Source organism: Aeromonas sp. BIGb0405 (assembly GCF_024807335.1).
In the GTDB taxonomy this organism is placed as follows: Bacteria; Pseudomonadota; Gammaproteobacteria; order Enterobacterales; family Aeromonadaceae; genus Aeromonas; species Aeromonas rivuli.
In genome coordinates this window covers 352,011-367,086 of record NZ_JANUEP010000001.1, presented here as the reverse complement: position 1 = coordinate 367,086, position 15,076 = coordinate 352,011, and the positions used below count along the sequence as shown (strand labels likewise).

Annotated in this window: 12 protein-coding genes; 8 read left to right on the top strand and 4 right to left on the bottom strand. The window is 61.0% G+C overall.

Annotated elements, in window-relative coordinates; translation table 11 throughout:
- Positions 1–115: 115 nt before the first annotated feature.
- On the bottom strand, positions 116–2,188 hold the full coding sequence (dinG, locus tag M2366_RS01805) for an ATP-dependent DNA helicase DinG (RefSeq protein ID WP_042044142.1): 2,073 nt from the start codon (positions 2,186–2,188) through the stop codon (positions 116–118).
- 382 nt (positions 2,189–2,570) lie between these two features.
- Between dinG and M2366_RS01800 the strand changes: the two genes are divergently transcribed.
- From M2366_RS01800 to M2366_RS01790, 3 genes are all read left to right on the top strand, one after another.
- Positions 2,571–3,677, top strand: coding sequence for a porin (locus M2366_RS01800; protein ID WP_259268794.1), 1,107 nt, complete (start codon positions 2,571–2,573; stop codon positions 3,675–3,677).
- A gap of 204 nt (positions 3,678–3,881) precedes the next feature.
- Positions 3,882–4,826: a hypothetical protein gene (locus M2366_RS01795; protein ID WP_259268793.1), complete on the top strand. Its 945-nt coding sequence runs from the start codon at positions 3,882–3,884 to the stop codon at positions 4,824–4,826.
- Positions 4,827–4,966: 140 nt separating this feature from the next.
- Entirely contained in the window at positions 4,967–6,157 is a 1,191-nt protein-coding gene (locus tag M2366_RS01790; protein ID WP_224432620.1) for an amino acid aminotransferase, read from the top strand.
- Between the two features lie 90 nt (positions 6,158–6,247).
- Here M2366_RS01790 and M2366_RS01785 read toward each other — a convergent pair whose 3' ends face one another.
- The 3 genes from M2366_RS01785 to M2366_RS01775 form a co-directional block, all read right to left on the bottom strand.
- Positions 6,248–7,768, bottom strand: a complete 1,521-nt coding sequence (locus tag M2366_RS01785) for a helicase HerA-like domain-containing protein (RefSeq protein WP_224432621.1) — start codon at positions 7,766–7,768, stop codon at positions 6,248–6,250.
- Between the two features lie 161 nt (positions 7,769–7,929).
- Entirely contained in the window at positions 7,930–8,415 is a 486-nt protein-coding gene (locus M2366_RS01780) for a DUF2062 domain-containing protein (RefSeq protein ID WP_224432622.1), read from the bottom strand.
- Positions 8,412–8,942 (bottom strand): DUF2062 domain-containing protein, encoded by a 531-nt coding sequence (locus M2366_RS01775; protein WP_042042066.1) that lies wholly within the window; start codon positions 8,940–8,942, stop codon positions 8,412–8,414. The genes M2366_RS01780 and M2366_RS01775 overlap by 4 nt, the downstream gene beginning before the upstream one ends.
- A gap of 27 nt (positions 8,943–8,969) precedes the next feature.
- Between M2366_RS01775 and M2366_RS01770 the strand changes: the two genes are divergently transcribed.
- The 5 genes from M2366_RS01770 to kdsB are packed head-to-tail and all read left to right on the top strand — an operon-like array spanning position 8,970 to position 14,899.
- Positions 8,970–11,180 (top strand): DNA internalization-related competence protein ComEC/Rec2, encoded by a 2,211-nt coding sequence (locus tag M2366_RS01770; protein ID WP_259268792.1) that lies wholly within the window; start codon positions 8,970–8,972, stop codon positions 11,178–11,180.
- Positions 11,181–11,210: 30 nt separating this feature from the next.
- Positions 11,211–12,992 (top strand): lipid A ABC transporter ATP-binding protein/permease MsbA, encoded by a 1,782-nt coding sequence (gene msbA, locus M2366_RS01765; protein ID WP_259268791.1) that lies wholly within the window; start codon positions 11,211–11,213, stop codon positions 12,990–12,992.
- Positions 12,992–13,978 carry a tetraacyldisaccharide 4'-kinase gene (lpxK, locus tag M2366_RS01760; RefSeq protein WP_224432625.1) on the top strand — a complete coding sequence of 329 codons (987 nt, stop codon included), beginning with the start codon at positions 12,992–12,994 and terminating at the stop codon, positions 13,976–13,978. The genes msbA and lpxK overlap by 1 nt, the downstream gene beginning before the upstream one ends.
- Positions 13,962–14,150, top strand: coding sequence for a Trm112 family protein (locus M2366_RS01755; protein ID WP_042042070.1), 189 nt, complete (start codon positions 13,962–13,964; stop codon positions 14,148–14,150). The genes lpxK and M2366_RS01755 overlap by 17 nt, the downstream gene beginning before the upstream one ends.
- The gene (gene kdsB / locus M2366_RS01750; RefSeq protein ID WP_042042072.1) at positions 14,147–14,899 is read left to right on the top strand and encodes a 3-deoxy-manno-octulosonate cytidylyltransferase; all 753 of its coding nucleotides are present in this window, start codon (positions 14,147–14,149) and stop codon (positions 14,897–14,899) included. Before M2366_RS01755 ends, kdsB begins: the two co-directional genes overlap by 4 nt.
- The last annotated feature ends 177 nt before the right edge of the window (positions 14,900–15,076 follow it).

Genomic DNA, 15,076 nt, shown 5'->3' with positions numbered 1-15,076 from the left:
ACCCTGCCCTGTGCCGCGCTCTTCATCGCGGCGAGGCTTAATCGATGCGGCGACTGATGGCGGCCAAGGCGGGCAGGGCATAGACAACCCCTGCCCTGTGCCGCAGTGGTGATGCTTAATCGATGCGGCGACTGAACGGGGGCAGGGCATCGAGCAAGCCCTTGCCGTAGCGCTTGGTCAGGAGGCGGCGATCGAGAATGGTCACCCGGCCCCTGTCGCTCTCTTTGCGGATCAGGCGACCACAGGCCTGGATCAGCTTGCGGGAGGCCTCGGGGACCGTTAGTTGCAAGAAGGGATTGCCACCGCGTTGCTCGACCCACTCTGCCGTCGCCTCTTCCACCGGTGAGTTGGGCACGGCGAAGGGGAGCTTGGTGATCACCAGATTGGTCAGGTAGTGACCGGGCAAGTCCAGCCCTTCCGAGAAGCTGCCGGTGCCGAGCAGCACGCTGGCCTGGGCACCATCGCATTTCTGTTTGTGCAGGGTCAGCAGCGCACTGCGCGACGCCTCGCCTTGTACCAATAGAGAGAGCCCCTTGGCGCGCAACCCTTGCGCCACCTCGTTCATCTGCCGATAGGAGGAGAAGAGTACCAGGCTCGCCTCCTTGCCCGCGACCAGCCGAGGCAGCACCTCAATCAGCTCCTGGGTGAAGCCGGGGGCACTGGGTTCATTGACCATCTTGGGCAGATAGAGCTCCGCCTTCTGGTAATCGAAGGGGGAGCGCAGGCGCAGGTAGCGGGTGCCGTCATGCTCCTTGAGCCCCACCTGATGGCGAAAATAGCTAAAGGAGGAGAGGGCGCTCAGGGTGGCCGAGACCAGTACGGCGCCGAGGCAGCGTGACCAGAGCCACTCTTCCAGCAGGTAGCCGACCTCGATGGGAGAGGCGTGCAGCCAGACCTCCCCCTCGTCTCCCTTCACCATCCAGCGGGCCATGGGGGTTTTTCCTTGGGGAACATGGCGACTTAGCATCTCCCAGAGGGCGTTGAATCCCTCCAGACGCTGCAGGTGAAAACCGGTTTCGGCCAGCAACGGCTCGGCCTCCTTGCGGCGGATCTCCCCATCTTTCAGGGCTTCGGCGATGGCGCCCTGCATCCTGTCCAGGGCCCGCAATGCCTTCTTGCTCGCCTCTTTCAGGTTTTCGGCCAGCATGGGCAGGGGGTCGGGCAAGACGCCACCTTCGAATCGGTAATGGGGCTCCTGGCCGAAGAGCCCTTCATTGGCGCCAAGCCACTGCTCCAGGGCCTTGAGGTCCGGCTGCAAGGAGGCGAGGGCATCTTGCAGCTTGAGCTGGGGATCGATCAGGCTCTCTTTATTGAGACTGCGAGTCAGCTTGCCAGCACTCTGGGCGAGTTTCTCCAGCCAGCGGCGCGAACCCTTGATGCTGGCGCTGGCGGCCCCATGGTCCCGGGCGATGGTGGGCAGGTGATGGGCCTCGTCGAGCACATAGAAACACTCGTCCGGGCTGGGCAAGATGATGCCGCCGCCCATGGTGAGATCCGAGAGCAGCAGGGCGTGATTGACCACCAGGACGTCGGCGGCCTCCATGTCATTGCGGGCACGATGGAAGGGGCAGTGTTGGTGATGGCTGAGCGCCTTGTTGCAACTGTGGCGGTCGGCGGCGATACGCAGCCAGCCGGGTTCGGAAATGGGGTCGGGCCAGTTGTCACGATCCCCATCCCACTTGCCATCGGTATAGGCCTGCCACAGGGCCTGGTAGAGGCTCCGGTCGCTGGCGCTTGGCTTGTGCTTGCTCAGGGCCTCGAAGTTGAACTCAACATTGCTCATGTCGGCGCCACTGGCCGCCTGTTCCAGCAAGTGCTCGCAGCAGTAGCGCTGGCGGCCCTTGACCAGCATGAACTTGAATGGCAACTCGCTATGACGATGATAGAAGGGCAAATCCTTGTGGATGAGCTGCTCTTGCAGCGCCACTGTGGCGGTGGAGATGATGAGTTTCTTCTGGGTCAGGCGTGCGACTGGGATGGCCCCTTGCGCATAAGAGAGGGATTTGCCGATGCCGGTGCCTGCCTCGGCCACCAGGATGCGGCGGGATTTGTCATATTCCCCGGTGAGCGTCTTGGCTATCTCTGCCACCAGGAAGTTCTGCTCTTTGCGCGGCATGAAACCGGGCAAGCTGTCGGCAATCTGGCGGTAGGTAGCACGTATGCTGGCTTTGAGACGGGTCGATAACATGGGCTTGATGGGCGCGCGGCTTGAGGGAGCAGACAGACAGGATACCCGTAACTCGGCTGCCGGGTCGAGGCTGTTGAGCGAGACGCCATGCCACTGTCGCCATATGTTCCACTGTGGCGACAAAACACCTTTGACTCCGCTTTGGTGGCACAGAAAAGCAGCGTTTTACGCTGTAAACGTTTTCCCTCAAAGAGAGATGAAAGATGAGATGAGGATCACATTTTTCTCCCTATGACTATCGATTCTCCGAAAAGTTCCAAGTTTTTTCATTGCGGATTGCAAAACCCGATGCTAGTCTCGGGCCCCATAGTGATGCAAAGAACATCGCTAACACAGGGAATAACAACAACTTAGTGTTTAATTACAGTAGGCATTGGAAACTATGAAAAAGACAATTCTGGCTATTGCTATCCCGGCTCTGTTCGCTTCCGCCGCTAACGCCGCGGTCATCTATGACAAAGACGGTGTGACTTTTGACGTTTACGGCCGTGTTCAGGCTAACTACTATGCTGACCACAATAAATCGGTCAGCGGCACTGCAGACTCTTACAAGTTTGATTCTAAAACTGGCAACACAGTATTCGTACCAGGCAGCGCTGGTGGTTACGAAGACGTCGATGGTGAGCTGGTTGGTTCCTCCCGTCTGGGTTGGTCCGGTAAAGTTGCCCTGAACGACACCTGGTCTGGTATCGCCAAGACCGAGTGGCAGGTTTCTGCCGAGAACTCCGACAACAAATTCAACTCCCGTCATATCTACGTGGGTCTGGACGGCAGCCAGTACGGTAAGATCATCTTCGGTCAGACCGACACCGCCTTCTACGACGCCCTGGAAGCGACCGATATCTTCAACGAATGGGGTGACGTAGGTAACTTCTACGACGGTCGTCAGGAAGGCCAGGTCATCTATTCCAACAGCTTCGGTGGCTTCTCCGGCAAGCTCTCCTACCAGACCAACGATGACGTCGCTGTTAAAGTGACTGACATCGGTCAAGGTGTGAAAGAAGACGCCGTATTCGGTTCGGATGTCAAGCGCAACTACGGCTTCGCCGCCGCTGCCGGCTATGACTTCGACTTCGGTCTGGGCTTCGACGCCGCCTACTCCACTTCCGAGCTGGAGAACAAGGTCAATGGTGACGAAGGTAACAAAGACGAGTGGGCCATCGGTGCCAACTACGCCATCAACGGTTTCTACTTCGCCGGTATGTACACCCAGGGTAAAGTTGACAACGACAACACCGGTTGGGATAGCAAGGGCCGTGGCTACGAGCTGGCTGCTTCCTACAACGTTGACGCCTGGACCTTCCTGGCTGGTTACAACTTCACCGAAGCCAAAGACAACGACAGCAGCTACGAAGATCAAGTTGATGAAACCCTGCTGGGCGTTCAGTACAACTTCACTTCCAAGTTCAAAGCCTACACCGAGTACAAAATCCAGGGTATCGACAACCTGGACGACGAGTTCACTGTTGCCCTGCAATACAACTTCTAATTTCGGCTCCCTCGTCTAGGGAAACGATATTGAGTTGATGAAACGGCCAAGCTTGCTTGGCCGTTTTGCTTTTCGCGTTTCTCTCGCTTTCTTCTGCTCTGATGTCCCTGCGCCACATCACGTTGTCTGCTTGCCCGGCTTGGTATCAGCTTCGCTATTCGTTAGATTAATCAGCTTGTTACCCCGACAGGGAAGGAGCGGGCCTTGATCGATTTCACTCATCCGGCGTGGCAGACGTTTGCCCAGCAGCTCTTGGCGCAAGATGCGGTCAGCGTAAGAGATAGAAACCTGCAACCCCTCATCGGCCTGTTGCGCAGCCATCAGTTGCTGCTCTCCCTCGGCGCCCATCAATATCAGCTCACGCCGGCGGGTCGGCGCTACCTGCAACGGGAGCTCACCCTGGCCAAGTTGTCGTCCGCTCCGCCGAGCCCGGAGGAGTGGATCCATGCCCAAGGCTGGCAGCTCAAGGAGCGGATCAACCAGCGGGTGCTCGCCGCCCTCTATCGCAAGGGTGAGCAGCCATTTAGCACGGCCGAGCAGATAGATTTCGAAGACAAGGGGATCACGCCATGTAGCGATGGGGTCCTCAGGCTGAGGGCGACTCACCCCTTCAGCCTGTTTTTGCAGGGCGGGCAACTGCTCGATGCCGCGCCCTGGTTGCAGGGGCTGGGTGAGCTTAGCTTGCCGGAGCGCAGCCTGGCGCGGCTTGGCAAGTTGATCTGGCCAGGTCAGGAACCCGCCCGGGTCATCACCACCGACAGCCTCGGCATCTTCACCGAGTTGGTGCTGCCAGATGACTGCATCCTGGTCTATGGGGAGCGCGAAGCCCCCCATCTTCTTGCGCCCCTGCTGGCCGCCTTGCCCCTCGGGGTTCGCTGGCACCATATCACTCGCCTGGATCCGGCTGGCGCTGCGCGGGTTCAGGCGCTGGCGGCGCGCTTCGCCCGTCCGGCGAGCTGGTGGCTACCCCGGGATCTGGCCCCTCTCATGATGCACTATGGGCTCCCCCTGTCGGGGCCGAGAGCCTGGGAGCCAAGCTTGCTGCCGGGTGCTTTTCGCACCGCGTGCCACCCGCTGATAGCCGCGCAGCAGGGGCTCTGCGCCGAGGTAATGGCCCTGGCTTCGAGCTGGGAGGCCCTGGCCGGATAGTCGGCAAAACATGGGGCTAAAAAGCGGTTTTCCCACCCGATGGGCGGTGGTATAAAGAAGAGGCGCAGTGCCGCCTCAGGGCCGCTGCGTTTACCATCCAGGACGCCCCCCAATAACATCAATGGAACACAGGGAAAACCATGTTTGAAAAGGTTGTTGCCGCCCCAGCGGATCCGATTCTGGGCCTGACCGATGCCTTCCGCGCCGATCCTCGTACCGACAAGATCAATCTCGGGGTTGGGATCTACAAGGATGAATCCGGAGCCACTCCTATTTTGCGCAGTGTCAAACAAGCCGAGCAACGCCTGCTCAATGACGAGAAGAGCAAGAACTACCTCGGCATAGAGGGCACCGCCGCCTATGGTGCCGTGGTGCAACAGCTGCTGTTTGGCAAGGGTGCGGAGCTCATCAACAGCGGTCGGGTCAAGACGGCGCAGGCGCCGGGGGGCACGGGTGCCCTGCGTATCGCCGCCGAGTTTGTGGTGCGCAACAACCTGAGCAAGACCGTCTGGATCTCGGATCCGACCTGGGCCAACCACGTCAGCGTCTTCCAGGCCGCCGGTCTGACCGTGAAGTGGTACAAATACTACGATGCCACCACCAAGGGGCTCGACTTTGCCGCCATGCAGGCCTCACTGGCCGAGGCGCAAGCCGGCGATCTGGTGCTGCTGCACGGTTGCTGCCATAACCCGACCGGCATAGATCCGACTCGTGAGCAGTGGCAGGCCCTGGCCGAGCAGAGCCTTGCCGCTGGCTGGTTGCCGCTGTTTGACTTTGCCTATCAGGGTTTTGCCCGTGGTATCGAAGAGGATGCCGAGGGGCTGCGCATCTTCGCCGCCTGCCATGATGAACTGCTGGTGGCGAGCTCTTTCTCCAAGAACTTCGGGCTCTACAACGAGCGGGTCGGGGCCTTTACGCTGGTCAGCGCCAGCAAGGCCGTGGCCGACGTGGCCTTCACCCAGGTCAAGACGGTGATCCGTGCCAACTACTCCAACCCGCCGTCCCATGGCGCCGCCGTGGTGACCACCATAGTGCAGGATCCTGCCCTCTATGCGGAGTGGGTGGCCGAGGTGGCCGAGATGCGGGTGCGGATCCGGGAGATGCGTGAGCTGCTGGTGGAGAAACTTGCGGCGCAGGGTATTGCCCAGGACTTCAGCTTTATCCGCGAGCAGAACGGCATGTTCTCCTTCTCCGGGTTGGACAAGGCCCAGGTTGAGCGACTCAAGCAGGAGTTTGGGATCTATATCGTGGGCTCCGGCCGCATCAGCGTGGCAGGCATCACCCATGCCAACATAGACCCCCTGTGCGATGCCATCGCCAAGGTGATCTGAGCGCTGCCTTGACCGTTCCTGAGTGAGCGGCTGACGTCAGAGACAGAGAGGCCCGCCATGTGCGGGCCTCTCTTCATTGATATGGCCCGATCAGCGGCGACCTTTGCTGCCTCCGAGCAGGGAGCCGAGCACGCCCCGTACCAGCTGGCGCCCCATCTCGTTCCCCAGGGTGCGGGCCACACTCTTGGCGGCCGTCTGCACCACCCCATCGTGCTGACCCCCCCGGGGGCCGGTGCGGCCAAACAGTATCTCGCCGATGGATCCAAAAAGGCCGCCGTCATCCTCGGCTTGCTCGGGGGCTTGACCGGACTGGGGAGCTGACTCAGGCGCGGCTTGAGTCTGCCCTTTCAACCGCTCGAAGGCTGACTCCCTGTCCTGGGTCTGTTCGTACTGACCAAACAGCAAGGAACCCTTGATGAGAGCCTGGCGTTCGGGGACCGTCAGCGGGCCTATTCGGCTGGCAGGGGGCGCTATCAGGGCGCGCTCCACCATTTGGGGGCTGCCCTTCTCATCCAGGGTCGAGACCAGCGCTTCACCGACGCCGAGTTCGGTGATGACACCAGTGGCGTCAAAGGCTGGATTGGCCCTGAGCGTATCGGCGGCGATACGTACTGCTTTCTGATCCTGCGGGGTGAAGGCCCGCAGCGCATGCTGTACCCGGTTGCCGAGTTGGCCCAATACGCTGGCCGGGATATCGGCCGGACTCTGGGTCACGAAGTAGACGCCCACCCCTTTGGAGCGAATAAGCCGTACCACCAGCTCTATTTTTTCCAGCAGCGCCTTGGGGGTATCGGTAAAGAGGAGATGTGCTTCGTCGAAGAAGAACACCAGCTTGGGTTTATCGGGATCGCCAATCTCGGGCAGCTGTTCGAACAGTTCGGAGAGCAGCCAGAGCAGGAAACAGGCGTAAAGGCGGCTCGACTGGGTCAACTTATCCGCCGCCAGGACGTTGATGTGACCACGGCCCTGCTCATCGGTCTGCAGCAGATCCTGGATATCGAGCATGGGTTCACCGAAGAAGTGATCGGCCCCGGCGCGCTCCAGACTGAGCAGATTGCGCAAGATAGCGCCGACAGACGCGCTCGATACATTGCCGTAACTGGTGGTGAGCCGTTTGGCATTTTCGCCGACGAACTGCACCATGGCCCGCAAGTCTTTCAGGTCTAGCAGCAACAACCCCTCGTCATCGGCCACCTTGAACACCAGCTCCAATACACCGCTCTGGGTCTCGTTGAGGCCAAGTAACCGCCCGAGCAGCAAGGGACCCATATCGGAGATGGTGGCGCGCACCGGATGGCCTTGCTCGCCATAGAGATCCCAGAACACCACGGGACTGGCGGCAAAGGTGGGGGCCGCAATGCCCATCTGGCCGAGTCGCTCCTCGAGCTTGGAGGAACGGGTACCCATAGCGCCGAGGCCACTGAGATCGCCCTTCACGTCAGCCAGAAAGACGGGGACCCCCTGATTGGAGAAGCCCTCCGCCAGCACTTGCAATGTCACTGTCTTGCCAGTCCCGGTTGCTCCCGTTATCAGGCCATGGCGATTGGCCTTGGCGGGTAGCAGTGAGAGAGGGTGTTTGCCGGCATAGGCGAGGATCAGGGGGTCAGCCATGGGAGCTCCTTGTGGCAGGTTCGAGTAGCAACCGATTGATTGCACTCAGTGTGGTGCCAAGATGGGCCTCTGACAAGGGACGGGCAGGGCGGAAGATAAGGGAGGGCGAAGGAGACGGCTATCGCGAGGGGGCGCGTGGGATCATGCCGGTTTTCGCCGGCTCAATGACGGCGAAACAGCCTGAGCAGGAGGGCGCAAAGCAGGCCTCCCAGGCTCGCGGTCAGCAGACCAAGCAACAGACTGCCGAGCAGGAAGGGGGGCAGCAGCGTGGCAGCCTCCTGTTCGAACCAGGCCAGCGACCACTCCAGATGGAAGGGGGCCGGGGTCAGCTGAAGCAGTGCGCAGCCGGTGCGGTAAGCCCACAGATACATGAAGGGCAGGGTAACGGGATTGTTGAACCAGACCGCCAGCAGTGCCAGGGGCAAGTTGAGGCTAAACAGCAGCGCCAATCCCACGGCGATCAAGCTGTGCATCGGCAGGGGGATCCAGGATGCGAACAGACCGGCCGCGCAGGCGCCGGACAGAGCACGGGTGCCCGACTGCCAGAGTTCAGGGGCGAACAGGCGTTCCCCAAACAGGGCAAACCACTTGTGCTGGCGCAGCTGCTCCGGGGTTATCCGGAACCGGCTACGCCAGTGGGAGTTCATGGTTTGTCCACCCCTGACTTGTCTGCGCTGCGATTGCGCCATTGACGCACTATGCTCAGCCGCCAGAGGCCGCGTACTACCACATAGCCTGTGATGGAACTGAGGATCGCCAGCACCAGGGAGCCGAGCAGCAGGGGCGGGGCTATGGTCTCGAAGACAGATGTCAGCCAGCTCCAGGTAAATTCAATCTCTATATGCTGGGAGGGCTGGCCCAGCAGATGGCAGCCAACCACGTAGGCGGCGTAGAACAGCGGCGGCATGGTGAGGGGATTGGTCAGCCAGACCAGGGCAACCGAGAGCGGCAGATTGACGCGAAAGAGGATGGCGCCACCGGCGGCCAACAGCATCTGGAAAGGGACGGGGATCCAGGCCATGAAGAGCCCGACCGCGAAGGCGCCAGCGGCGGAGCGACGGTTCAGATGCCAGAGGTTGGCATCGAGCAGCAGGTCACCGAAAAGACGTAAGTGCTTGTGTTCCTTGAGCGTTTTATGATCCGGCATCCAGCGTTTAATGAGATGTTTGGGCATAATGAAACCTTGCTAAATACTTGCTCCATGGATCTGCGTCTATTGTCGTTTGCCCTCGGGGCAAGCTCCTGTCTGCTTTGGCCATGGTTGCCTTCATTCCAATGGGGGGGATTATGGCTGTCCCTGCTGATCCCCTTCTGTTTTATACGCGCCTGGCGGCTGCTGTTTTTGGTACTGGGCATCCTCTGGATGCAGGTCAACATGCAGGCACGGCTCTCCTGGTTGGACACCCTGGGGGAGCAGGCGAGCCACATCATAACCGCACAGGTGCAAAGTGCAGAGCCTCAAGATGATAAATTTACGCGGCTGCGGCTCAAGCTCATCGAGCTGGATGGTCGCAGCTTACCCCTGCCTCCCTCGGTGCGCATCAATGCTTACCAAACTTTACCCGAGCTGACACCGGGCTCGACGTTGACACTGGTCGCCTCTCTCAAACCCGCCCACGGTTTGGCCAATGAGGCTGGCATGGATGGCCGCCGTCTGTTGCTGGGCAAGGGGATCAGCGCGACAGGCAACTTGCGTCGCCTCATCAGGGTTGACCGCGAGCCACCCGGTCTGCGGGCCCGCTGGCTGGCCAGCGCCGGGCAAGCCTGGCAAGGGTTGGCGCAGGCGCCTTTGCTCAGCGCGCTTACCTTTGGCGAACAAGCTGGCATCTCGGATAGGCAATGGGAGCTGTTTCGCGGCGCAGGCCTGACCCACATCATCGCCATCTCGGGTCAGCACATCGCCCTGGTGGCGGTGCTGGGTTTCTGGTTGGGACGGCTGTTTGGCTTGAAAGGGGCATTGGTCGGCACCCTGCTATTTGCTGCCACTTACAGCTGGTTGGCGGGTTTTGCAGTGGCGACCGAGCGGGCCCTCATCATGGTGCTGGTCTGGAGCATACTGCGAGTCTGGAAGCGGGATTGGCCCCCTTATCGGGTCTGGTTGCTGGCCTTCGTGGCCATCTTGTTGTGGGATCCCTTTGCGCTCTTTGCCGCGGGCTTCTGGCTCTCTTTCCTGGCGGTGGCGCTCTTGATGGGGGCGAGTTACCTCTATGGCAGGCCCAGCCTGCTGCGGCTGCAAGGCCTCTTGCTGCTCGGCCTGTTGCCACTGCAACTCGCGTTGTTCGAGGGCGTGGCACCCTTGGCGCTGTTCATCAACCTGCTGGCTCTGCCACTCTTTTGCCTCTTTATCATCCCGGTGGCGCTCATTGCCGTGCTGGTGAGTCTCTTCTCCCCGAGCCTCGCCCATGGTCTGTTCTGGCTGGCCGATGGGGCGCTCGGCTATATCATGGTCAGCCTGGAGTGGCTCAATGGACAGTGGGCACTCTGGTGGCCGGTACCGGGCTGGGCGCTGCCGCTCAGCATCTTGTTTTTGCTGGGCTGGATAGCCTGGACGCTGCCTGGCGGCCGCTGGTTGGGGTTGCCGCTGCTTGTGGCCGCCTTGCTCGCCGGCTGGCCAGCTGCGCCGAGCTGGCAGGTGCGCGTGCTGGATGTGGGGCAGGGGCTGGCGGTGCTGCTCAGCAGTCGTGGTCATCACATTCTATTTGATACCGGCGATCGCTTTCCTGGTGGTTACAACATGGCGGACGCGGCCATCTTGCCGATGTTGCATCGGTTATCGGTCGATGAGCTCGATATGTTGATATTGAGTCACAGAGACCGGGATCATGCGGGCAATCGGGAGGCCCTGCGCGCGGCGCTGCCGGTCAGGGCCGAGTACTCGTCTTACGCTTTCTCGGCCAGCACCCAGGCCTGTCGACGTGGTCAGCAGTGGCAGTGGCAAGGATTGGCCCTGCGCATGCTGTGGCCTGAGCGCAGTGGCGCCGGGCGCAACAACGATGGTTGCGTATTGCAGATAAGCGACGGGCAGGTGAGCGTACTGCTGAGCGCCGACATTGAGCGGGAGGCCGAGACCCGCCTGTTGGCACTGGAGGGGGAGGGAGTGCGCAGCACTGTGCTGGTCAGCCCGCATCACGGCAGCAAAACCTCCTCAACACCGGGTTTTGTGAGTGCGGTGGCGGCCACCGAGGTTGTGCATAGCGCCGGTTTCATGAACCGCTGGCACTTTCCTCGTCCTGAAATCGTGGCACGCTATCGCGCCCTGGTACCCGACTCACGGCAATGGATCAGTGGGGAGTCGGGGGCGATCTCGATCGAGGTGGGGCCAAATGGACTTGAGATCCGGGGTGAGCGAGATGCCGGGCCCTGGTATCGACGCAGCGGAGCTTGGTGGAAACCACAGCTTTGGCTAGAATAGCCCGTCATTTCCCATTTATAACGGCGATTCATGCAACAAGATAACTCTCAAGATACCTCTCAAGAGAGCTGGCCCGTGTTCAAGCGGCTGCTCGCCTATGTGCGCGATCGCAAGCTGGGCTTGGCGGGCGGCATCATTGGCATGCTGGGTTATGCGGCGGTCGATACTGCCTTTGTCTACTCCATCAAGCCGCTGATCGATCAGGGCATCAATGGCAACGACAAGACGGTGCTGACCTGGATGCCCTTCTTCGTACTGGGCATAGTCGCGCTGCGCGGCGTCGCGACCTTTCTCTCCACCTTCTGCATGGCCTGGGTCGGTAACCATGTGGTACTCAAGTTGCAGCAGCAGGTGTTCAACCACCTGATGGCCATGCCGATGAGCTTCTTCGACCAGCAAAATACCGGTGCCCTGCTCTCCAAGGTGACCTATGACGCCAGCCAGGTCTCTTCTGCGGCGAGCTCGACCCTGGTCTCCATCGTGCGGGAAGGGGCGACTGTCATCGGTCTGCTGGGCCTGATGTTCTGGCACTCCTGGCAGCTCTCCATCATCTTCCTGGTGGTCGGCCCCGTGGTCGGTGTCTTGATAAGCTTCATCAGCCGCCGTTTCCGCACCATCAGCCGCCAGATCCAGAAGGCGATGGGCAACATCACCACCTCGACCGAGCAAATGCTCAAGGGTCACAAGGAGGTGCTGATGTTTGGCGGTCAGGAGGTGGAGTCCAAGCGCTTCTTCCGGGTCAGCAACCACATGCGCCAGCAGAACATGAAGATGGTCGCGGCCAACGCCATCGGCACGCCCGTGGTGCAGATGGTGGCCTCCATCGCCCTGGCGGTCTTCCTCTATGCGGCGACCGTCGACGGGGTGCGCGAGACCCTGACCGCGGGTACCTTCACCGTGATGATCACCTCGATGATGATGCTGCTCAAGCCGCTGAAGAGCCTGACCGACATCAACAACCAGTTCCAGAAGGGCATCACCGCCTGCCAGAGCCTGTTTGGCCTGCTCGACAGCCAGCCTGAGCCCGATACCGGCACGCGTCCCCTGGACCGGGCCCGGGGCGAGATCGAGTTTCGCAATGTCACCTTTACCTACCCGACCAAACAGACCCCGGCGCTGCACAATGTCAGCTTCAAGGTCGAGGCGGGCAAGTCGGTGGCGCTGGTGGGCCGCTCCGGCTCTGGCAAGAGCACCATCGCCAGCTTGCTGACCCGTTTCTACGACATAGAGGAAGGGGAGATCCTGCTCGATGGGATCAACATTCAGGAGTACCGTTTGAGCGATCTGCGCAAGCAATACGCCCTGGTCTCCCAGCATGTGCACCTGTTCAACGACAGTGTCGCCAACAACATCGCCTATGCTGCCGGCGATCGTTACAGCCTCGAGCAGATCCGCCATGCCGCCGTGGTGGCCCACGCCGATGAGTTCGTCAGCAAGATGAGCGACGGTTACGATACCGTGGTGGGCGAGAATGGCGCCTCCTTGTCCGGCGGTCAGCGCCAGCGGATCGCCATCGCCCGCGCCCTGTTGCGCGATGCCCCGGTGCTGCTGCTCGATGAAGCGACGTCCGCACTGGATACCGAATCCGAGCGTCACATTCAGGCCGCCATCGACGAGCTGTGCAAGGCGCGCACCTCGCTGGTGATCGCCCATCGCCTCTCCACCATAGAGAAGGCGGACGAGATCCTGGTGATCGATGAGGGGCGCATCGTCGAACGCGGTAATCATGAGGCCCTGATGACCCACGGTGGCACCTATGCCCAGCTGCGCGCCATCCAGTTTGGCGACGTGCCTGTGGGACATAAAGGCTGATGCTGGATCGGCTCTGGTATGGGCAGAGTGGCTGGCGCTGGTTGCTGGCCCCCTTTGCCCTGCTGTTTGGTCTCATCAGCGGTCTGCGCCGCCTGGCTTTTCGGCGTGGCTGGCTGGAGGCTTATCGCGCCAGCCTGCCGGTGATCGTGGTGGGCAACCTCTCGGTCGGCGGCAATGGCAAGACGCCGGTGGTGATCTGGCTGGTGGAGCAACTGCAAGCAAGAGGCTGGCGACCCGGGGTGGTCAGTCGCGGTTATGGCGGCAAGGCCCCCCATTACCCATATCGGCTCGATGCTGGCAGTACGACCGCAGAGGCGGGGGACGAGCCGGTGCTCATTGCCCGCCGTTGTGGCTGCCCCGTGGTGGTGGCGCCCACACGGGCCGATGCGGTGCGACTGCTCGAGGCAAGTGGTGAGGTGGACATCATCATTACCGACGATGGTTTGCAACACTATGCCCTGGCGCGGGATATCGAGCTGGTGGTGGTGGATGGCATGCGCCGTTTCGGCAACCGCTGTCTGCTGCCCATGGGGCCGCTGCGTGAACCCCTTTCCAGGCTAAAACGGGTGCATGCCGTGCTCTGCAACGGTGGTGAACCCGAGCTGGGGGAGTACGGCATGCAGCTGGTGGCGGCCGCGCCGCGCCGGGTGCTGGACGACACTGCCCCGGATGTTCCCCTGGGCCCCGAGATCGATGCCCTGGCGGGCATCGGCCATCCCCCTCGTTTCTTTGCGACCCTGACCGAACTGGGTTATCAACTGCGCCAGGCTCAGGGTTACGCGGATCATCACCCCTTCGATCCCAGCGAGCTGCTCGCCCGTTTCGCCGATCGTCCCCTGTTTATGACCGAGAAAGATGCCGTCAAGTGCCGCGCCTTCGCGCAGCCCCATTGGTGGTATCTGCCGGTCAGTGCCGAGCTGCCTCAGGCATTGCTCGACACCCTGTTGAAATCCTTGAAGGAGTCTCGTTTTGGCACTGGACATTAAGCTGCTCGACATCATTGCCTGCCCGGTTTGCAAGGGCAAACTGCAATACCACAAGGAAGCGGATGAGCTCATCTGCCGCTTCGACAAACTGGCCTATCCCCTGGAAGAGGGCATCCCCGTGCTGCTGGAGAATCGTGCCCGCACCCTGACCAGCGATGAGCTGCCCTCATGAGCTTCGTGGTGGTCATCCCGGCCCGCTACGCCTCGACCCGCCTGCCGGGCAAACCCCTGGCGGACATCCATGGCCAGCCCATGGTCGCCCATGTGGTGGCCAAGGCGCGCCAGTCCGGGGCAGAGCGAGTCATCGTTGCCACTGATGATGAGCGAGTGCGCGCAGCCCTGTGCGAGAGCGGAGTCGAGGTGTGCATGACCTCGAAGGATCACCAGTCTGGCACCGAGCGCCTGGCCGAGGTGTGCCGTCACTACGGCTTTGCCGCCGATACCATAGTGGTCAATGTGCAGGGGGATGAACCGCTCATTCCCCCGGCGATCATCCGCCAGGTGGCCGACAACCTGGCGGGGGCCAGCGCGCCCATGGCAACCCTGTCGGTGCCGATCCTGGCGGCGGAGGAGCTGTTCAATCCCAATGCGGTCAAGGTCGTGACTGACAAGGATGGCTATGCCCTCTACTTCAGCCGCGCCCCCATTCCCTGGGATAGAGACGGTTTCGCTGCCAGCAAGGAGCAGGCCGGCCCCTGGTACCAGCGCCATATTGGCATCTATGCCTATCGCGCCGGCTTCATCGAGCGCTATGTGGGCTGGGCACCGAGTCAGCTCGAACAGGTGGAATCCCTCGAACAACTGCGGGTGCTCTGGTATGGCGAAAAGATCCATGTGGCTCAGGCGCTGGAAGCGCCGCCGGTGGGGGTCGATACCCAGGCCGATCTGGACAAGGTACGGGCCCTGCTGGCGGTATCCTGATGACGCTGCCCATGACCAATACGGCATCTTCGGATGCCGTTTTTTGTTGATGGCTTATATAATTATTTGATTAATAACGTTATTCATGTACTTCCTCAAACTTTTCCCCGCCATGATTTGCCAAATCGATCAGTTTGGTTATGATGCAAGACGCCGTGTTAACCCTAACTGGCACAT